Raw genomic sequence first — 21,230 nt, forward strand, 5'->3', positions numbered from 1 at the left:
ATTAAAAATTATTAAAATATTCGTGATGTAATCCGTGATAAGGCACATGTTGCTCCTCCGCTATTTGTTTTGCAACCTGCACCAAGCATCCTGAAGAAATAAGTTGTTGCGCAGCAGAAAGAATATCTTCCATCATTTGATCTTCCGTTATATGTGGTATCACTTTTCTGATTTCCTCATGCACTGCTTCCATAATAGCTGTCGATTGGAGTGGTTTATGAAAATCAAAAGCCTGTGCCGCACAGATGAGTTCGATACTCAGTATATTGCCGACATTATTGATGACTTGTAGCAATTTTCGCGCGCCGATAGATCCCATGCTCACATGATCCTCTTGTCCTAATGATGTTGGGATGCTGTCAGCACTGGACGGAAAGCATAATCCTTTATTTTCACTTGCCAATGCCGCAGTACTATATTGTAAGATCATAAAACCTGAGTTGAGGCCAGTTTCTTTCAATAGTAATTTGGGCACATTTGGTGTATCACCTTCCAGTGAAAGATAGACGCGTCTATCAGAAACGTTTCCGATTTCAGAGATCGCCAATGTCGCATAATCAATAGGAAGTGCAATCGGCTGACCGTGAAAACTTCCCCCACTAATAGTCAATTCACTGTCGATAATAATCGGATTATCTGTTACAGAATTGATCTCAATTTCAATGGTATCTTTTAAATGTAACCATGCGTTGCGCGATGCACCATGTATTTGCGGAATACAGCGTAAGGAATAAGGATCTTGAACACGCGAACAATTATGGTGAGAAGTCACTATTTCCGAATCCTGTAATAAGTTATAGATAGTACTTGCTACGTATTGGTTTCCTTTGTAAGGTCTAAGTTGATGGAGTTGTGCAAAAAAGGGTTTGATCGATCCATTTAAACCCTCTATCATCAATGTTGCAATCAGATCTGCATTTTCAAGTAAATTATGCATTTCTGAGACCGCTTTAACAGCATGTGCCGCCATAAATTGTGTTCCATTTATGAGCGCTAACCCTTCCTTGGCACCCAATGTAATCGCATTCGTTCCCAATAATGCTAATACCTCTGAAGTTTGTCGTATCTCATTTTGATACCAAACTTTTCCTAATCCAATTATTGGTAAAAATAAATGGGAGAGCGGGGCAAGATCTCCAGAAGCACCTACAGATCCTTGCTTGGGAACGATCGGGACGATATCATGATCAATAAACCATATCATGCGTTCCAATGTGGTCAACTGAATCCCCGAATATCCTTTAGCAAGCGCATGCACCTTTAAGATCATCATCAATTTGGACAATTGCTTATCGATCGGTTCTCCGACACCCACGGCATGACTTTTTAAAATATTTTCTTGTAATTTTTTAGTGTCTGCAGGATTGATTAACGTAGTACATAACGGTCCAAATCCAGTATTGATACCATACACTATTTTATTAGAATCAACTGTATCTTGCACATATTGAGCGCTTTGTACGACCTTTTCTATAGTTGATGCAGTGAGTTCTCCTTTAATACGTCCTGTCGCAAGTTGCATGGCGATAGAACAAGTTAATTGATCATTGCCGTATTGAAATATTTTTAGTTTATTTTCCATTGAATAAATTGTATTAAACGTGTATCCACATCTTTGGATAAATTTGCTGCACGCGACTTGATTATTTGGTTTTGAGCAGCCATATTATTTTAAGCTTTTTAAAATCATGAAGAATCATATTGCGAAATACAGTAAGCCTATTTTTTAGATTTCACGTACGCCGATTATACCATTGTCGCAGGATAAAAAATACTTTGCCCGCTATGATTTCATTCTATTATCTCAAATTTAACTGATATCTTTAATGATTATAAATACCAATTTTGACAAGTGTTGATTACTATGAGTTATCAAATAGAATTGAGGCATCTTTATTATTTTAAAGTCTTAGCAGAGGAATTACATTTTAGAAAAGCAGCTGAACGACTTTATATCTCCCAACCGGGGTTATCGCGCCAGATCAAACAAATGGAAGATATCTATCAGGCTGTTTTATTTGATAGGGGTAAACGCTATGTGCGATTGACCGGAGCAGGAGTATATCTAAAAAAGGAAGTAGATCTTTTATTCAGCCACATGGATAAGATGACACGTGAGCTCCGTATTATGGGATCTGACGATCTTACGGAACTTCGTCTTGGCTTTATTGGATCTGCTGTTCAATCTGTCCTTGCTAAAGTATTGGTCCATCTGAAACATGATTTCCCTTTAGTAGAAGTCGACTTGCAGGAACTATCGAATGAAATGCAGATTGCAAAGGTATTGAAAGAAGAATTAGATTTTGGATTTGTTCGATTAGATGATTTTCCAAAAGGAATTCATCATATTGCCATCGTCAAAGAGCACTTTTCTTTAGTTGTTCCAGGAGATTACCCCATTCAGCAGGCAAACTTCACCAGTGTGAGTGAATTCAAGAATGAACCCTTTATTCTTTTTTCAAAAGACTATAGTCATTCCTATTATGATTTAGTGATGAGCATTTTTAAAGATGCGGCATTTGATCCGCATGTAGCTTTACGTACAGTCAATGCCTTGACCATCTTTAATCTTGTGGAACAGGGGTTAGGAGTAGCGATTGTTCCAGCCTCATTAAAAAAAGGTTATACTTCAAAAGTGAAATTTATTGATTTAATCCATATTAAGCAAAGGACCACCTTATCATTGATCTATAATGCCAGTGTCAGCCATCCGGGAATTGATCTTTTCTTAAATGTGGTACAAAAGGAACTTAGTCTTTCTCAGTAAAACCGAATCTGAAAAAATCTAATAATCGATATTCTTGCCATCTATTATTTTAAGATTGAAAGGTACCCTCTGCGTGCTTTTTCTATGAGTCAAATCCCTGTTAAACAATATTTAATTGTTGTTATTATCAGTATTTGGGAGATTAGTAATTTAATTTTTTTTATATTTATACCCAAACTAAACCAAGGGGAGGGAGAAAGCATATGCCAGTAAAAATACCAGATAATTTGCCAGCTATTGAGCTATTAAAAAAGGAAAATATTTTTGTAATGAGCGATCTGAGAGCCAACGAACAAGACATTCGTCCCATGAAGGTGCTCATTCTAAATTTAATGCCGTTAAAAATTACAACAGAGACCGATTTTATTAGATTATTGTCAAATAATCCATTGCAGGTTGAAGTCGAATTTTTACGATTGGATACTCATATGTCTAAAAATACTCCTCAGGAGCATTTAGAGCTATTTTATAAGTCTTTTTCAGCAATAGAAGATCAGTATTATGATGGTATGATCATTACAGGTGCGCCTGTCGAGATGATGCCTTTTGAAGAAGTTAACTATTGGGATGAAGTCACCCGTATTTTCGACTGGGCAAAAAAACACGTCACTTCAACCTTATATATTTGCTGGGCATCACAAGCGGCACTCTATCACTTTTATGGAGTTGAAAAAAGCCCATTGGCTGAAAAGCTATTCGGCGTGTTTAAGCATACCACTTTAGATAAAACCAATCCATTATTCAGAGGCTTTGACGATGAATTTTTCATCCCACACAGTAGACATACCACGATATTAAAATCAGAAATTGAAAATAAACCAGAAATTGAACTATTGTCCGAGTCGCCAGAAGCAGGCTTAGCTATTTTATCATCACGCGGTGGAAGAGAATTTTATTTGACAGGACATTCCGAATACGCTCCCTTGACTTTGCATACAGAATATATGCGTGATGTAGAGAAAGGGCTCGAGATAGAGGTTCCAGATAATTACTACTTAAACAATGACCCAGCTCAAGGACCTTTGGTCAGATGGTCAGGACATGCTAATTTGTTGTTTAATAATTGGTTGAATTATTATGTTTATCAAGAGACTCCATTCGATCTCAACGAACTGGAAACATTAGAAGATATTAAAAGACAAAACTAATCTCAAGTTTAATCATAAAGTAAAAAAGCCTTAAAATATAGCAGATCATATCCGCTATATTTTAAGGCTTTTTTTTATCTATAGTGAGTTTTACATATCAAAAAGATCCGAAAGTTCAGGTTTATTACGATTTCGCTAATTTTTTCGCCTCATTCCAGTAGACGTCCATTTCCTCCAAAGTCATATCCTGTAGGTTCTGTCCATTTTCACCTGCTCTTTGTTCGAGATAAGTAAAGCGGCTGATAAATTTTTTATTTGTACGCTCCAATGCATTTTCAGGATTAATACCAATATGCCTTGCATAATTTATTAATGAAAATAGCAAATCTCCAAATTCACCTTCTGCTTTATCGAGATCTGATTCTTCTGGTTTGTCAATATCGTACTCAGCCTTAAATTCAGCTAATTCTTCCTCCACTTTAGCCCAGACTTCCTTCTTGTCTTCCCAGTCAAATCCTACTCCACGAACTTTATCTTGGATCCGATACGCTTTTACCAAAGCAGGTAGACCATGAGGTACACCAGATAATACAGATTTGTTTCCCTCTTTTAGCTTAAGCGTCTCCCAGTTTTGTTTTACTTGATCCTCATTCTCCACATTGATATCGCCATATACATGCGGATGACGGCTGATCAGCTTGTCACAGATGCCATTTAAGACATCCACAATCGTAAAGCGATTTTCTTCTTCCGCGATACGGGCATAAAATACCAAGTGCATCATCACATCACCCAATTCTTTTTTGATCTCTGGGTAATCTTCGTCCAAAATAGCATCTGTAAGTTCATAGAGCTCCTCGATCGTGAGGTGACGCAATGATTCCATCGTTTGTTTTTTGTCCCAGGGACAAGCTACACGAAGCGTATATAAGACATCTAATAATCGTTGAAAAGCAGTTGCTGGAGTCGACTCGCTAGCAGGAATGGGATAGCTCATAGTGAAAAATTTAATGTAAAATTAGGGATTTAATGATGAAAAATACAAACTTCTATATTATTCTGGCTAGTGACTCAGCAAGGATGGTGACGCTTTTTTCCATTTCTACTTCATTCAAATTGCCAAATCCTACTCGTATTGCTGTCATATCCTTCGCTTGGTACAAGATAGTTTTAGGTAAAAATAGATTCGCCCTAGCGCATTCCTTTCTCAACTGGATTAAATTTATATTTTTAGACCAATTGGTCCAAAGTGCAAGTCCGCCATTAGGGATCTCAAAATCTACATATTCATGCAGGTCACGGGCAAATAAATAACTCATATAATTGCGTCTTTCTTTATAAAGTTTTATCGATTTTTTTAACGATCGGTGTATTTCACCTTCCTCTATCAGATCGCTTAGCACTTGTTCCATCACAAAATCACCTTGATGATCCATCATATTTAACAGCTTTTGTAGCTCTAAAATCAGATTTTCAGGAGCGACGATAAAGCCAGTTCTAAAGCCCGGTGCTAACGATTTGCCAAAGCTGCCGGTGTAGATGACCATACCATCATAATCTACAGTCGCCATGGGCATAAGGGGAGCCTCATTATAATGAAACTCATAATCATAATCATCTTCAATGACCGCAAAACCATATTGGGAAGACAGATGTAGTACCGCCGTTCTTCTCTGCGGGCTCAGCGTTACTGTAGTCGGATAATGATGATGCGGAGTAAGATAGAGAAGTCTTATTTTGTGTGTTTGACAGATCTGCTCAAGAGCTTCGATCACAATACCATCATGATCTACAGGTATAGATTTAATTCTTGCACCAGCTTGCTGAAAAATCATATTCGCTGCAAAATAACTGGGCTGACCGACAATGACCAGATCATGCGCTTGCAAGAGAGTTTGAGCAATGATATAAGTACTCATTTCGACAGAGCGCGTTATTAAAAGATTTTTAGGTTGGATGTGTAACCCTCTGCTTTGGTTTAAAAAGTTGCACAATTGTTCTCTAAAAGATGCCGGTCTGTTTTGGTCGATGGAACCTAGATATTTTAAGTTTTTTTTTCGCTTTAAGTTTGCCGTATAAAATTTGGATAGCTGGTAAATGGGAGAAAGCCTGCTGTCGGCAATACCATCATCAAATTTCAGTACACACATACTGGGTTCGAAAGGATTTTCTAATATGGTGCTCTTTTCAAATTCATAACCTGTCTGCCCAGCATACTGTTTCTGTACTACTGTACCAGATCGTTCGATATTTTTCTTTGCTTTCGTAGAATTTTTAAGAACAAACGATCCAATGTTCGCTTTGACGTCAATCCATCCTTGTGCCTCAAGTTCCTGCAAAGCTGCTACGACGGTGTTACGATGGATGGATAAAGTGTGAGCCAGTTGTCGGCTCCCTGGTAATTTCGTTCCGATAGGTATAAAACCTCGTTGGATAGCCTGAATAATTTGCTGTGCCAATTGTACATAAATAGCAGTGCTATCCTGTCTATTTAAGTGGATAAAGCTATTAAAAGGAATTTGCCCCGGACTATTCATTTGCCATATAAATTGAATTTATCAAATAGTCCGGAAAGTTAAGTATTATTACTTTATTGTCGGCACCAGAGTTTAGGTTTCTACTATTTACGTTTTAATCTTGATTCTTCCAGATCAAGCGTATATTCTAAGTCTTTGATAATACTACTATCATAATGCTTTTCTTCACGTATTTTATAAAGTCCATTTCTTCTAATGGCAACAATTTCTAACATGATTTTATTATAGAGACTCCTTACCGCAGTCAATTGAGCACAGTTATCATCCTGTTTTGCACTTTCAGAAACCGAGATACTTCTTTGTAATTGCTCTTTTATTCGCGCAATTGTTTCATATTCTTCCATTTCTTTGCTATAATTCTGATCTAAATATGCGATAGATTCTTTTGCTAACAATACACGAATTTCGTCGATCTGATTTTCGACAGGTTCCTCAATATCAATTTCATCTATCTTGATAAGTTTTATTAAAATAGGAAGCGTCAATCCCTGAAAAACTAATGTAATCAAAATAACAACGAAGGTGATAAAGAGAATTAAATTGCGATGCGGAAAAGGGTCTCCATTATTTAAAGTTAATGGTATTGCCAATGCAGATGCAAGAGAAACAACACCACGCATGCCCGCCCAGCCTACGATCAAAGGTAATTTCCAACCTGGACTCTTTTCTCTAACCCTTATTTTTTTGGATAACATGCGAGGAAGAAATTCGGATAGATATACCAATACTATACGCAGCACGATAACAATAGCACTAATGATTAAAGCATAGTTAATCGCCTCTCCTTGAGAATATGCTCCTAATCCGGCCACAATGACCGGTAATTCCAGTCCGATCAAAATAAATACAAATCCATTCAATAAAAAACCTAAAGTAGCCCAAACTTCTTTGGTTTGGATGCGGGTATGATAGTTCAGATAGTCACCAGAACGAAAGGATAAAAACAATCCGCCGCTCACGACTGCCAATACACCAGACCACTGGAAATGCTCTGCCACGATATACATGATATAGGGAGCTATCAGTGTGATAGGAGTGGAGATGCTGGAAGATTTAGCGACGTAGCGTAAAAATAAATATAAGATATGTGCGACAGCCAAACCTACGACAACACCCATGATGGATAATACCACAAATTCTGATGCTGCTTTCTGAAACACAAATTGACCAGTCAGAATAACAGCAACCGCAAATCTAAATACAGTTAGCGAAGCAGCGTCATTGACGAGACTTTCACCTTCTAATAATGTGATACCTCGCTTTGGAATTTTGACCCCCTTCAATACCGATGTCGCTGCAACAGCATCTGGAGGAGAAATAATGCCCCCTAACAAAAATCCCAATGCAAGGGTAAATCCAGGAATAATATTGACAGAGAAATAAGCGATCGCAATCGAAGTAAAAAATACTAGTCCAAAGCCTAAACTTATTATTGATCGACGCCACTTTTTTAGGCTATCCCAGTTCGTATACCAAGCCGCTTCAAAAAGTAGGGGTGGTAAAAAAACTAAAAATACCAAATCAGGATTGATGCTTATTACAGGCATTCCTGGGATAAGTGATATTCCTAAACCTCCAATAACCAATAAAATGGGATAAGAGATTTTTATTCTTTGACTGATCACAAATAGCATCGCCATCACAAAAAATAATGATAATACTAATAAGACATTCTCCTCTATCATGAGTTTTTAATTATTACTGAACGGGTTCTAAATTTAAGATACAAAGTTAAAAACATTCATTTATTGTATTCTATAAGATCGGTATAAAATATTCCTGGAGATTATTTTGAGAGATTTTTATTTTCATCTCTTCAGCTACTCATGATTTCAATACCCTTACTGACAGATACAAGCCTCTGCAGCCCTTATCTCTGAGAGATATCAAAAAGAATATAAAATCCGTAAGTATCTGCGGATGCTTATGTATTTTTGCAAAAAAAAATTAATGAGTGCACTACTTCGATATTTAAATCCACATGGGAAAATCAATTACAGGGTAGAGATTTTAGCTGGATTGACTGTTGCGATGACGATGATTCCCGAATCGTTGTCTTTTGCCATACTAGCAGGACTTTCTCCTTTAACAGGGTTGTATGCTGCTTTTATAATGGGTATCGTGACCGCTGTTTTAGGCGGTCGACCGGGTATGATATCGGGAGGAGCAGGGGCTACAGTTGTCACCCTGATCGCCTTGATCAGTATGCATGGTGTAGAATATTTATTTGCAACAGTTGTATTGGCGGGTATTATTCAGTTTCTTGTAGGCGCTTTTAAATTTGGGAAGTTTGTGAGACTGATACCACAACCCGTGATGTTTGGTTTTTTAAATGGGTTAGCAGTTATTATTTTTATGTCGCAAGTGGAGCAGTTTAAGACAGTCGATGCCTCGGGAGTCACGCATTGGTTGTCTGGACCATCTGCCTATATCATGCTCGGTTTGACGCTATTTGCAGCATTTGTCGTATATGTATTTCCTAAAATATCAAAAACGATCCCAGCTTCCTTAATCGCGATATTGGCGACTTTTTTAGTGGTATATATCTTCCGCATCGATACCAAAACGGTAGGTGATATCGCATCTGTAAAAGGAAATTTACCCGCGTTCCATATACCAGAATTACCCTTCAGCTGGGAAACTTTGATGATTATCTTTCCATTTTCACTGATTATGGCTTCAGTAGGGCTCATTGAGTCCTTGTTGACCTTATCGATGGTGGATGAGTTGACCAATACAAAAGGCAATGCCAATAGAGAGGCAATGGCGCAAGGTGCAGCTAATCTGGTCAATGGTTTCTTTGGAGGGATGGGCGGTTGTGCCATGGTCGCACAAACCTTGGTCAATATCAATGCAGGGTCTCGGTCACGTTTGTCTGGTATTATTGGTGCGCTGACTATTTTAACCATTATTTTAGTCGCATCCCCATTGATAGAACAAATACCCATGGCAGCATTGGTAGGCGTGATGATGGTCGTCGCTATTGGCACTTTTCAATGGGTCTCTTTCCGTATTATCACCAAGATGCCAAAGTCTGATATTTTTGTGGGTATGTTGGTTGCTTTGATTACGATTGTACTCCACAACTTAGCGTTAGCTGTTCTCGTTGGAGTAGTTATTGCCGCATTGGTATTCGCCTGGGATAATGCGAAGCGTATCCGTGCCCGAAAAACAATTGATGCAGCAGGAAATAAAGTATATGAAATATATGGACCTTTATTTTTTGGATCGGTAACAGGATTTTTAGAAAAGTTTGACATAAATGATGATCCTCAATATGTGATTGTTGATTTTAAAGAAAGTAAGATCACCGATATGAGTGCTATTGATGCGGTCAATAAACTTGCGGAGAAATATCAGAGTCAATCCAAAATACTCCGATTGCGACATTTGAGTGAAGACTGTAAAGCGATATTGAAAAAAGCAGACAGCCCTGTACTCATCGAGACTTCTGAAAACGATCCCACTTACCGGGTCATGCCTAAATAATTTTTTTGCTACTGACAATAGGCTGTCAATATCCCCGCTATTTTTGAAGTATCAATTAAAAATAAGCGATATGAATACAGTAGCAATTATTTCGAAAGAAGAATTATTAAAGCATTGGTTGGGGCATAGAAACCTGACTAAAAGAACCATTGAGAAATTTCCTGAAGCAGAACTTTTCAATTATGCCGTACCAGGTATGCGTACATTCGGTGAAATGGTCAATGAGCTCATCTCGATTGCAGTTCCGGGTTTGAAAGGTATTGTTCATAAACAGGTAGAAGCATATACCGAAGGAATGAAATACACGACTAAGGCGGACATATTAGCCGTTTGGGACCAGCATACAGAAGAACTTAAAGAATTATGGTCACAATTGAAAGAGGATGAATTTCATCAGACATTTAATTTATTTGGTCAATATGAATTCCCTATTATTGATAATATCTTATATTTTATAGATAACGAAGTGCACCATCGCGGGCAGGGTTTTGTATATCTACGAGCATTAGGCATTGAGCCTCCATTTTTTTGGGACCGTTATACCAAATAGAAAATTTTTAATCATCAATACTTCCGAAAAGGCGAAACACTTTTTTGGAAGTATTGATTATGTCAAGCGTTTGATCTGTAATTGTAGCAGAGATTTGACCGTATCTTTAAGCGATTGTGGACTGATGATATCAGCACGATCACCAAACATAAGAAACCATCTTGCAAAACCCATATCTGCATTTTTTACATCAAAAATCATTTCAATACGATCACCTTTAATGCTTTCTTCCTTAAAACCAAAATATTTGCGTTCCCAATGTAGATAATGGGCAAACAGCCGATCGACCTGTATAACCACTCTAGTAATTATTGCATCCAATTCTCGTTCAGCTAAATACTCTTCCAACGGGGGATGCTGTTTAAACTGCATCTGATCCAATATTTTGATATCCGAAATACGGTCGCTTCTAAATTGACGGTAATCATTTCTAACTAAACAAAAAGCATAGATATACCAATGATTACTTTCATGGAATACCCCGATAGGTTCGATTTCCCTAATAGTAATATCAGATTGATAAGCTGCCTGATAACCAATTTGCAATACATTTTTCTGTGCGATACACTGGAAAAGCAGGGTTAGCGTATTGGGTAAAGCTTTATTTTGTTGATTGTGCCCAATCGATTTCATGACGACATGTTTGTCGATAGTCTCCATCCAATCTTTATCCGAACTTCGGATAATTGCCTTCAATTTAAACAAAGCCGAAGAGAAATGATTCTTCATTTCCTGATCAATAAATTTGAATACCAATTTTTCTGCAGCCACAAAACTCGAAATCTCAGCCTTAGAAAACATCATAGGCGGTATTTTGTAACCATCTACCAATTCATAACCTAATCCAGCTTCACCGATAATCGGTATTCCGGCAGCAGTCAGACTTTTTACATCTCGGTAGATGGTACGTAAACTGACTTCAAAACGGTTTGCCAGCTCTTGTGCCCTGACCGTTTTTTTTGATTGGAGTTGAATTAAAATTGCAAGAATGCGATCAAATCGATTGAGTTGTTCCACTTTAAAATCTTCTTCTGAATGCTATAAAATATAGGTTCAAGATATCGATTAATTTTTAAAGACAACAATGGAAATGCATATTTCTCTCAAACACTTTACTACTCATTACATTAAAAAAAACAGTAGATTTATTTGATCTGATGCAAGACTGTATCTATGATTTGATTTCTTTTTTTGAAGTTGATTTTTCCAAATCTTCAAGGATTGCGCTTGTATAATCTTCACCATTCAATTCGCAGGCCTGTGGTAATGCCCCAGGGCTAAAAACATTGATTTCCATGATTTTATCTGCAATGATATCTAATCCGACAAAATACATCCCATCTTCTATCAGTTTTTCGGAAACTTTTTCGACCATTTCCAATATCTCAGGAGTGATTACAGCCTGCTGCGCTGTCGCCCCCTGATGAATATTACTTCGTAATTCGCCCTCCGGTTGCACTCGATGAACACTTGCATATTTTCCATTGATAACCAACGGCTTTCCATTCAATAGAAAAAAACGGATATCGCCATACTGAGCATTTGGTAAATATTCTTGTGCAATTAAATAACCATCTCGACAGATGACTTCTACAATCTGCTTTAGATTTTTACTTTCTTGTTCATTGACCAGAAATACATTCTTTCCTCCAGATCCTTTTAATGGTTTTAAGATGATTTTATGGTTCTCTTCATCAAAGAATTGTTTTACGTCGTCGTAACTGCGAGTCACGATTGTTTTGGGACGAATTTCTTCTGGAAATTTTTCAAGATAAAGTTTATTTTCAGCATCAACTAAGGCTTTCGGATTATTAAGCACCCGGACACCACTGTGTTGTGCCAGCTGAGCAAACTGTAATCCCATAGATGCTGCCCATGGACGATTGATCATATCAAGGACGGGATCAAATCGAAGCCACAGGATATCTAAATCTTGGACTAGAACCCGTTCTTTTTTTGTAGATCGAAGTTTATCCATCAGCTCTTCGCAATCCGTGATATCTTCAATCTGATGTACTGCTCGGGCATGTGCCGCAATCTGATCCTGACCGAGGTAGACAAAATCTGCCAAACCGATGTAATAGATCGAATGACCACGTTGTAGGGCCTTTAGTGCTAATAATGTTGTTGTAAAACTAGCTTTTTCTTTATGCGTTTGATTGATGACGAATGCAATGTTCATAGATGATATGATGTTAATGATTTGATAGGTTGAAAATATTGTCCCCTGATTTAATTCGATCTAAATTGTGTAAATATGGTTCTGCTAGATAGCGCGGTTTCAAGATGGGATTATTTAATAATCCACGTTGTGTTAATTCTTCTACGATTGGAATATAATCTTCCCGTATTTTACCAATAAGGAGAGGAGATAAATCTCTTCCTTCTCGGATATAAGTAATGATGCTCATCAGACCTTTGAGGTAAAGCGCATCTTTTGTAAATCCGCCACCACGGTATACGCGCGTACAGATATGAAAGGATATCTCTTCGGTGAAATGATAACGATCGACCAATAGGAAGAATGTGTCGCTAAAATTATGACCTGCTAACATATGATGAACAGCAACAACACGAGCAGCAATAATGCGGAGACGATCACCACTAAGTTCATTGACCATATACTCCGAAAATACAGCAAGACCCTCTTGCAATTGTTCATACCCCGGTACACCTAGACTGAATAATTTGAAAGGCTGCGCTTTACCATTAAAATAGGTGACGATGTGGGTTCCGACTTCATGCTGAATCAATGCGATAGCTCTTGAAGCTTCGATTTGATAATCTTTACTGATATTGAGCACACCACGGTTGACCATAATACCCGTAATATCATCTCGAATCCGTACACCCGTTTCTAAAGCAGGCATCTGCTGTCTCAAATAATGAAGTTCCTCTTTCGCCAATTGAGCAAATTCAGTAGCATTGATCATGTTCTTCGGAGCAACGGGCTTATCTTCGCTGTGCTCATAGACCATTAAAATGGCGCGCGCTGTTTCTAACAAATGGTCATTCACATTACCAAAAACTTGTAAACTACCATGCAAAAAGCCTTCATTTCCGCGATCAATGAGCATCGTCATCATCGCATCCAACTCTTTTCTTTTATCTCTAAAAAGATATGCGATTGTTGGATCATCAATATCCTCGATCCGAAGATTGTATAAATTTCGTTTGACCAATTCTGGATCTACAGGCATCGGTCTGTACCTAAATTTAGGTGTTTTTAAAAATTTATCTTTTTTAAATTGGATCCAAGCTTCACGCGCATTTAATGGACTTACTAATAACAAAAAATCAAATTTTTGACTTTCTAGAGCCAATTCTTGATCAATTTCTAACACCAGCGGTTGAAGCTCCGTTGTACTTAACATGCGGAACTGAGAAACTTTCAAAGAAGTATAAAGACGAACAAATTCTAAAAAGCTCTTGCGTAGACTTTTCGTTAAAACATCTCTGTAATTTCGCAAAATTAGCGGATAGGCTTTGCCAGAATTTTCATCCAGATAGTGTGGTTTTATAGCAATTCCAGCATAGAGCAACTGCTTAAATTCTTCCGCTAAAGGATTGATAACCGGTTGTGTTCCCGGAGGACTTGGTGACTTGGTATCTTTTTTTATGTCAATCGACAAAGCCATCTGCTGCTCATTGGTTTTAAAATCTTTAATAAACTTTTGAGCAATAGTCAAAGCCGATTTTTGCGAAATATAAATAGATACATCGCTTTCCATCTCTTTATCTTGCCAGATTTCAATGAGCTGACAAGCCCCAAATTCATCTATCATTTGTCGGATGATAGGGGTTACAACAGCAGTAAAATCTAAATCAGATTCTTTGCCCACAAGAGAGCATGTCTCCGATTTTGCCAGATTGGATATCATCTGATCTTTGCCTTCAGCAGGAATACGATAGATCAAAAGTAACGGGCTGATACGTTTCAGAACGAGCTTACTGTCTTTTGAAAACTGGATGTGAACGGGTTCTCTTTGTATGATGGATGTAACTGCTTTTGCGATTGCTTTACTTTGATCCATAGTGATTTTGATAGCTTTTTTTGATGAAGGATACAGAAGAATGTAAGATTTTTCTCAACGACTCAATATGGTCAAGGTGAGGTATACCCGTCCATTCATTCATAAAATCTTTACGAAATTCAATCGATAGAACACATCCTTTTTGACCATATTTACTTGTTATCCATTTGGACAAGTATCCTCCTGAGAACTTCACATTTTCACGTATGTCAATAGGTTGATCTTGAATACGGTGATCCTTTATATATTTTACAAAGGAGTCTATTAACGGTCTCCAGATTCCTTTGTTATTAAGTGTTCCAATATTTATTTGCGGATTAGCCTCAGTATCCACTATTTCATCAGGTCCTTGACGTTTGGCATTATAACTATGGATATCGTAAATAATAAAATACCCATACTTCTGAATACTATTTTCGATAATCAGTGATAATATTTTTTGAATATAATGATAAGAACGTTGTAGCTCAGTCAACATCATTTTAGTGGGAGCTTCTTTCCACACCTGTAGTCCCCAAGCCTGATCGGGGCGTAAATAAACGGCGTCTTGAATGGATCGGTTTAGATCCACTTGAAATCTGGAGGTTTTAACAACCAGCCGATTGGTATCAATGTCCGTTAACATTCCTGTAAAGGGGTCTTCCTCTCTCAATCTTTCAGATTCCGAGAGATTCATGATAGGCGTAAGTTGATCTGCAAGTTGGTGTCCGTCGTGAATGGCCAACGCAAAGATTGGTCCACCTTTTTCTTCTAATACATATTGTATGTCCATATTGTTTTTCGCTTAAAAATAAGTAGATCGTACACAGATTAAACAATTTGGATGGCAAATAGTTTGATGAGCATCCAATCGTGGTGCTTTGTAAACTAATTACTGTCATTCTTGTTATTAGTCATATGGCTTTAATAAGTTTTACTAATCGAGGTATTTATTGCAAACAAGGAGATTTTTACATTGATCCTTGGTTGCCTGTAGACTATGCTGTCACCACCCACGGTCATGCCGATCACGTGCGTTGGGGTAATAAATATTACCTATGTCACCATTTCACAAAAGCGATCATCAAGTGCCGCATAAGTGCCGATCTTATTGTCGAATCATTAGGATATGGAGAGACTGTCGTGCGAAATGGAGTTGAAATATCTTTTCACCCAGCCGGTCATGTAATAGGTTCGGCACAAGTTCGATTGGCCTACAAAGGGGAGATTTGTGTTATTTCGGGAGATTATAAGGTCGAATATGATGGAGTCAGCACGGCTTTTGAACCGATCAAATGCCATACATTTGTTTCAGAAAGCACCTTTGGGCTGCCTACATACAATTGGTTGGCACAGGACATCATCTTCGACGATATAAAAAAATGGGCTGTTCAAAATAAAGAAGACCATAAAACAACCGTGCTCATTGCTTACAGTTTAGGCAAAGCACAACGCTTATTACAAAATTTAGCGGGCGATCTTCCGATCTATGTGCACAACAGTATTGGACGATTAAATGAAGCTATTGAACATGCAGGAGTGCCATTAGCCGCATATCAAACTATAACTCCAGAATTGACTAAGGACGAGTTACAGGGAGGTATTTTGATCGTGCCCCCAGTAATGCGCGATAGCAAGTGGATCAAGAGTTTACAGTCAGCAGCTGTTGGTGTCTGTTCAGGATGGATGCAGGTGCGTAGTCACAGAAGGTGGCAGAGTGCTGATGCTGGTTTTGCATTAAGTGATCATGCGGACTGGAATGGTCTGATTACAGCAATCAAAGCAACTGAAGCCGAACAAATATATGTGACGCATGGATTTACATCGGTATTTGCTCGATACTTATCCGAACAAGGCATAGCTGCCCAAGCCGTAACGACGCAGTTTGGTCAAGAAGATGATGATGCTGCAGCAGAAAAGGAGGTGATAATTTGAAAAAATTCAGCAGGTTAATTTCCAAGCTTGAGCAAAGCAACAAAACCAATGATAAACTAGCTGCATTGGTGGATTATTTTTCAGAAGCAGATGATGCTGATAAAATTTGGGTGATTGCCTTATTTACGGGTAAAAAGCCTAAAAGAACTATCAATACCAAGTTATTGAAAGAATGGATTATCGAAATCACGGGTTTACCTCCTTGGCTTTTTGTCGAGAGTTATCATAATGTAGGCGATTTAAGCGAAACCATAGCACTGCTTTTACCACCTTCTACATCAGAATCTGATGTCCCTTTACATCAATGGATCTTACAGTTGAAGGGACTGGTTCACAGTAGTGATCAGGAAAAAAAAGATTTTGTATTTCATGCTTGGCAAAAATTAAATACTCAAGAGCGATTTGTATTTAATAAATTGATTTCAGGTAATTTTAGAATAGGCATATCGACCAAAAATTTAATTCATGCTTTGTCAAGATTAACAGGTTTAGATAGCAACCACATCACGCATAGCATCATGGGAAAGTGGGATCCTGACCAGATTACCTTTACCGATTTAGTAAACGGTTCACATGTTAATACAGATAGTTCTTGGCCCTATCCCTTTTGTCTAGCACATCCAATTGATGTACCTGTGCATGAACTAGGATCTCCAGAGGACTGGCAGGCGGAGTGGAAGTGGGATGGTATTAGAGGGCAAATTATTAAACGAAATGACGAATTGTTTATCTGGTCCCGAGGAGAAGAATTGGTCACCGATCAATTTCCCGAATTGCATATTGCCTTAACTGGTCTTCCCAATGGTACGGTGATCGATGGAGAAATATTGGCTGTTCGTGATGGTGAAGTATTATCGTTCAGTACCTTGCAACAGCGTCTAAATAGAAAGATAATTTATAAGAAACAATTGGAAGAAGCACCAATTGCTTTTTATGCATATGATGCACTCGAATTTGCTGGTGTAGATTATAGAAATGAGCCCCTGCATAAAAGAAGAGCTGTACTGGAACAATTATTGCCCATAGAAAACATCATACTTCCTGCGCCAATGGTGGTATTTGATTCTTGGGACGCACTAGAAGAAGAAAGAAAGCAGTCTCGTAAATTGAATAGTGAAGGAATTATGTTAAAACATAAAGATTCGCTTTACCATAATGGTCGAAAACGAGGAGATTGGTGGAAATGGAAAATAGAACCCTTCACGATCGATGTCGTCATGATCTATGCTCAAAAAGGGAGTGGAAGAAGAGCAAACTTTTTTACAGATTATACTTTTGCCGTGCGCGATGGAGATCAATTTATTACAATTGCCAAAGCATATTCGGGTCTTACAGATAAAGAAATCAAAGAGGTGAATAGTTTTGTTGTGAAAAATGCGATTGAAAAATTTGGACCAGTTCGTACTGTTAAACCAGAATTAGTATTTGAAATTGCATTTGAAGGTATAGCAGTGAGTAAGCGTCACAAAGCCGGACTAGCGTTAAGATTCCCACGTATTGTCCGTTGGAGAAGAGATAAAAAAGTCGCTGATATCAACACACTAGAAGATCTGCAAATGCTATTACAATCAACTTTGAGAGCTAGTGAAAGATGAAAAAAACAATTGGTTATCAACACGTTTTAAAGTGGCTTAAAACAAATAAAAGAAAGCCATTTCCATTTCAAGAAAAAACATGGGAATCCTATTTGCAAGGTTATAGTGGTTTGGTCAATGCTCCAACAGGTTTTGGAAAAACATATTCCGTTTTTTTAGCACCTATTATTGCCTATCTCAATCAAGAACATGGTCAATCCAAGAAAAAGAAAAAACTAGGACTCCGCATGATCTGGATAACACCCTTACGTTCCTTAGCAAAAGATTTGGCGCGTGCAATGGAGGAGACCTTGTTAGAGCTTAATATCGACTGGACAGTGGGTGTACGTAACGGCGATACATCCATATCGGATCGACAAAAACAAAAACGTGCCATGCCACAGGTGTTACTGATTACACCAGAGAGCCTACATTTGCTCTTAGCACAAAAAAATACAGACCATCTATTTGATGACCTCGCTTGTATTGTCGCAGATGAGTGGCATGAGCTATTGGGTACAAAGCGTGGTGTATTGGTCGAATTGGCTTTGTCCAGAATCAAAGGAATAATTCGATCGAGAACGGACAGAACACTTCGTATTTGGGGTATTTCTGCTACAATAGGTAATTTAGAAGAAGCTCTGGAAGTGTTGCAGTCCCACCAGATGGTTCCAAAAATAATTGTCAAAGCAGATGCCGAAAAGAAAATCCGGATACAATCCATTATTCCAGATACCATTGAAATGCTTCCTTGGGCAGGGCATTTGGGCATAAAATTGGCAGATAAATTAATTCCAATTATCAAAAAAAGTAAAACCACGCTAGTCTTTACCAATACGCGTAGTCAGGCGGAAATCTGGTTTCAACATTTACTAAAAATTCATCCAGACTTTGCCGGTCAAATGGCTATACACCATGGATCCATTGATTTTGAGTTGCGCAATTGGATTGAGGATGCGCTGCATACCGGTATTCTAAAAGTCGTGATCTGCACCTCTTCTCTCGATTTGGGCGTCGATTTTAAACCTGTAGATACCGTAGTCCAAGTGGGATCTCCAAAAGGGGTGGCGCGTTTTTTACAGCGTGCCGGACGTAGTGGGCATTCGCCCTTTGAAACCTCAAAAATTTATTTTATGCCCACGCACGCTCTTGAATTACTTGAAGTTGCTGCAATAAAAACGGCAGCAAAGACACAGCAGATTGAAAGACGTGAACCCTTTATCTTACCTTTTGATGTCCTGATTCAATACTTGGTGACCTTAGCCGTCGGCGATGGGTTTGACGATAAAATAGTTTTTGATGAGGTAAAAAATACTTTTGCATTTTCAGAATTACTGGCAGAAGAATTTGCTTGGTGTATGCAGTTTATTACTCAAGGAGGTAATAGTTTACAGGCATATCCCGAATTTCATAAAGTAGTTTTAGATGATGAGGATGGCCTCTGGAAAGTAACGAGTAGACAGATTGCCATGCGCCATCGTTTACATATTGGTACTATCGTGAGCGATGCGATGCTAAAAGTAAAGTTTTTGACTGGCGGATATATTGGGATGATCGAAGAGTATTTTGTTTCCAAATTAAAACCTGGAGACCGTTTTAATTTAGCGGGACGAAGTCTGGAATTTGTCATGGTCCGAGATATGCTGGTTCTTGTGAGAAGAAGTAATCATAAAAAGACGATAACACCAAGTTGGATGGGTGGACGACTGCCATTAAGTTCTAATTTGGGAGCGATACTACGTAAAAAATATAGCCAAGTACTGAATGGAAATCATGAAGAAGAAGAGTTGACCGTAATAAAACCATTGTTTGAATTGCAAGAATCGATTACGCATGTACCATTGGAACATGAGTTTTTGGTAGAACTCATCAAAACCAAAGAAGGATACCATCTTTTTGCATACCCTTTTGAAGGAAGATTGGTCCATGAAGTCATGGCGGCACTGGTGGCTTACCGGATTTCAAAATTGATGCCCATTACATTTTCAATTGCGATGAATGACTATGGTTTTGAACTGTTGAGTGATCAAGAAATTCCCATGGATGATGCGATTGTTTATGACGTTTTTTCACCTGATAATTTGAGTGAAGATATCAATGCCAGTATCAATGGGACAGAAATGGCCAAAAGAAAGTTTAGAGATATTGCCTGTATTTCAGGACTGGTATTTCAAGGTTATCCAGGTAAATATTTAAAAAATAAACAGATTCAATCATCATCATCTTTATTTTTTGATGTATTTGAATCTTATGATTCAAAAAATCTATTACTCAGACAAGCTTATGATGAAAATTTTCATTATCAGCTTGAAGAACCGAGATTATTGCGAGCTTTACAGAGAATTCAGCAGAGTACTATTGTACTAAAGTCGGCAGAGCGTTTTACCCCTTTTTCTTTTCCAATTAAAGTTGATAGTATGCGTGAGAGTATGAGTTCTGAAGAATTAGAGGCAAGAATAGAAAGAATGAAGGCAGAGGTATTTAAAAATTTAGATGAAGATGATTCGCATTATAAAAAGAGGAATTGAGCTCATACTTGATCAGGAAAGGGCGTTGTATATTCCTTATTATCAGTTGCTTGTTATTAGTGATTTTCATTTGGGTAAGTCGGGACATTTTAGGAAAGAGGGCCTGCAAATTCCTAAACAAGTATCCGAAACCGATATAATGCGTCTTGATCATCTGGTAGCGATGTACAATCCAAAAACGTTATTGGTAACTGGTGATATGTTTCATCATCATCATAATATGGATTTAGAGGAATTTCGGATATGGAGGACAGCAAATAAAGCATTGGAAATTATTTTGGTGAAAGGAAATCATGATAAGTTGGCGGGGATTTTTTATGAACAATTAGCGATTAACCTTTTTTCAACCTACTATGAAATTGGTGATTTCTGCTTTGTACATGAGCGAAAAGATGCACCTGATCACGGTAAATATATTTTTTCGGGACATATACACCCCGGCATATTATTGAAGGGGCCAGCAAGACAACGGTTAAAATTACCTTGCTTTGTTTTTGACGACACCAGCGCTTTATTGCCCGCCTTTAGTTTGTTTACCGGATTATATTTAATTCAAGCTAAAACAGGGCAGGAGGTATTTGCCATAACAGCAAATCGAGTTACAACTGTTGCAACGTTTTAATTTTGATGTTTATCACCACATTTTTCGCTCTTGTACTTATTTGTTTGTCGAAAAGGCTTAATAGCTTGTTACAGAGTAGGCACGCGGTGAGCAGGGGACAATGATCGAAATTCATTTTGTCTTTTAT

The 21,230-nt window shown here is 38.0% G+C and carries 16 protein-coding genes; 8 read left to right on the forward strand and 8 right to left on the reverse strand.

What is annotated here, in order from left to right; all coding sequences use genetic code 11:
- Position 1 precedes the first annotated feature (1 nt).
- Positions 2-1,582 carry a histidine ammonia-lyase gene (gene hutH, locus AC06G9_RS08310; protein WP_480957860.1) on the reverse strand — a complete coding sequence of 527 codons (1,581 nt, stop codon included), beginning with the start codon at positions 1,580-1,582 and terminating at the stop codon, positions 2-4.
- A gap of 282 nt (positions 1,583-1,864) precedes the next feature.
- On the opposite strand from hutH, the gene AC06G9_RS08315 reads away from it, so the two are divergent.
- Together AC06G9_RS08315 and metA are read left to right on the forward strand one after the other, a co-directional pair.
- Positions 1,865-2,767 carry a LysR family transcriptional regulator gene (locus AC06G9_RS08315; protein ID WP_094771614.1) on the forward strand — a complete coding sequence of 301 codons (903 nt, stop codon included), beginning with the start codon at positions 1,865-1,867 and terminating at the stop codon, positions 2,765-2,767.
- Positions 2,768-2,970: 203 nt separating this feature from the next.
- Positions 2,971-3,915 carry a homoserine O-acetyltransferase MetA gene (metA, locus tag AC06G9_RS08320; RefSeq protein WP_045756094.1) on the forward strand — a complete coding sequence of 315 codons (945 nt, stop codon included), beginning with the start codon at positions 2,971-2,973 and terminating at the stop codon, positions 3,913-3,915.
- Between the two features lie 124 nt (positions 3,916-4,039).
- Here metA and mazG read toward each other — a convergent pair whose 3' ends face one another.
- The 3 genes from mazG to AC06G9_RS08335 form a co-directional block, all read right to left on the reverse strand.
- The gene (gene mazG, locus AC06G9_RS08325; protein ID WP_094771613.1) at positions 4,040-4,852 is read right to left on the reverse strand and encodes a nucleoside triphosphate pyrophosphohydrolase; all 813 of its coding nucleotides are present in this window, start codon (positions 4,850-4,852) and stop codon (positions 4,040-4,042) included.
- A 52-nt stretch (positions 4,853-4,904) separates the two neighbouring features.
- Entirely contained in the window at positions 4,905-6,392 is a 1,488-nt protein-coding gene (locus AC06G9_RS08330; RefSeq protein ID WP_260949899.1) for an aminotransferase-like domain-containing protein, read from the reverse strand.
- An 83-nt stretch (positions 6,393-6,475) separates the two neighbouring features.
- Positions 6,476-8,077, reverse strand: coding sequence for a Na+/H+ antiporter (locus AC06G9_RS08335; RefSeq protein ID WP_480957861.1), 1,602 nt, complete (start codon positions 8,075-8,077; stop codon positions 6,476-6,478).
- A gap of 265 nt (positions 8,078-8,342) precedes the next feature.
- Here AC06G9_RS08335 and AC06G9_RS08340 point away from each other — a divergent pair, with 265 nt between their 5' ends.
- Positions 8,343-9,881 (forward strand): SulP family inorganic anion transporter, encoded by a 1,539-nt coding sequence (locus AC06G9_RS08340; RefSeq protein WP_094771678.1) that lies wholly within the window; start codon positions 8,343-8,345, stop codon positions 9,879-9,881.
- Between the two features lie 70 nt (positions 9,882-9,951).
- Positions 9,952-10,431, forward strand: coding sequence for a DinB family protein (locus AC06G9_RS08345; RefSeq protein WP_248754119.1), 480 nt, complete (start codon positions 9,952-9,954; stop codon positions 10,429-10,431).
- Between the two features lie 57 nt (positions 10,432-10,488).
- Here the strand turns inward: AC06G9_RS08345 and AC06G9_RS08350 are convergent, their stop codons facing one another.
- The 4 genes from AC06G9_RS08350 to AC06G9_RS08365 form a co-directional block, all read right to left on the reverse strand.
- On the reverse strand, positions 10,489-11,448 hold the full coding sequence (locus tag AC06G9_RS08350) for a helix-turn-helix transcriptional regulator (protein WP_045753039.1): 960 nt from the start codon (positions 11,446-11,448) through the stop codon (positions 10,489-10,491).
- A 154-nt stretch (positions 11,449-11,602) separates the two neighbouring features.
- On the reverse strand, positions 11,603-12,613 hold the full coding sequence (locus tag AC06G9_RS08355) for an ATP-grasp domain-containing protein (RefSeq protein WP_094771608.1): 1,011 nt from the start codon (positions 12,611-12,613) through the stop codon (positions 11,603-11,605).
- A gap of 13 nt (positions 12,614-12,626) precedes the next feature.
- Positions 12,627-14,465: a peptidase MATCAP family protein gene (locus AC06G9_RS08360; protein WP_480957862.1), complete on the reverse strand. Its 1,839-nt coding sequence runs from the start codon at positions 14,463-14,465 to the stop codon at positions 12,627-12,629.
- The gene (locus tag AC06G9_RS08365) at positions 14,452-15,237 is read right to left on the reverse strand and encodes an N-formylglutamate amidohydrolase (RefSeq protein ID WP_248754116.1); all 786 of its coding nucleotides are present in this window, start codon (positions 15,235-15,237) and stop codon (positions 14,452-14,454) included. Before AC06G9_RS08365 ends, AC06G9_RS08360 begins: the two co-directional genes overlap by 14 nt.
- A 125-nt stretch (positions 15,238-15,362) precedes the next feature.
- Between AC06G9_RS08365 and AC06G9_RS08370 the strand changes: the two genes are divergently transcribed.
- Genes AC06G9_RS08370 through pdeM form a run of 4 tightly spaced genes read left to right on the forward strand, consistent with a single transcriptional unit; the run spans position 15,363 to position 21,103 of the window.
- Complete coding sequence (locus tag AC06G9_RS08370; RefSeq protein WP_480957863.1) at positions 15,363-16,379, forward strand: ligase-associated DNA damage response exonuclease; 1,017 nt, start codon at positions 15,363-15,365, stop codon at positions 16,377-16,379.
- The gene (locus AC06G9_RS08375) at positions 16,376-17,974 is read left to right on the forward strand and encodes an ATP-dependent DNA ligase (protein WP_480957864.1); all 1,599 of its coding nucleotides are present in this window, start codon (positions 16,376-16,378) and stop codon (positions 17,972-17,974) included. The genes AC06G9_RS08370 and AC06G9_RS08375 overlap by 4 nt, the downstream gene beginning before the upstream one ends.
- Positions 17,971-20,481: a ligase-associated DNA damage response DEXH box helicase gene (locus AC06G9_RS08380; RefSeq protein WP_480957865.1), complete on the forward strand. Its 2,511-nt coding sequence runs from the start codon at positions 17,971-17,973 to the stop codon at positions 20,479-20,481. The genes AC06G9_RS08375 and AC06G9_RS08380 overlap by 4 nt, the downstream gene beginning before the upstream one ends.
- A complete protein-coding gene (gene pdeM / locus AC06G9_RS08385; RefSeq protein WP_480957866.1) occupies positions 20,453-21,103 on the forward strand; it encodes a ligase-associated DNA damage response endonuclease PdeM in 651 nt (216 codons plus the stop codon). Before AC06G9_RS08380 ends, pdeM begins: the two co-directional genes overlap by 29 nt.
- The last annotated feature ends 127 nt before the right edge of the window (positions 21,104-21,230 follow it).

The organism is Sphingobacterium sp. MAE (genome assembly GCF_056711605.1).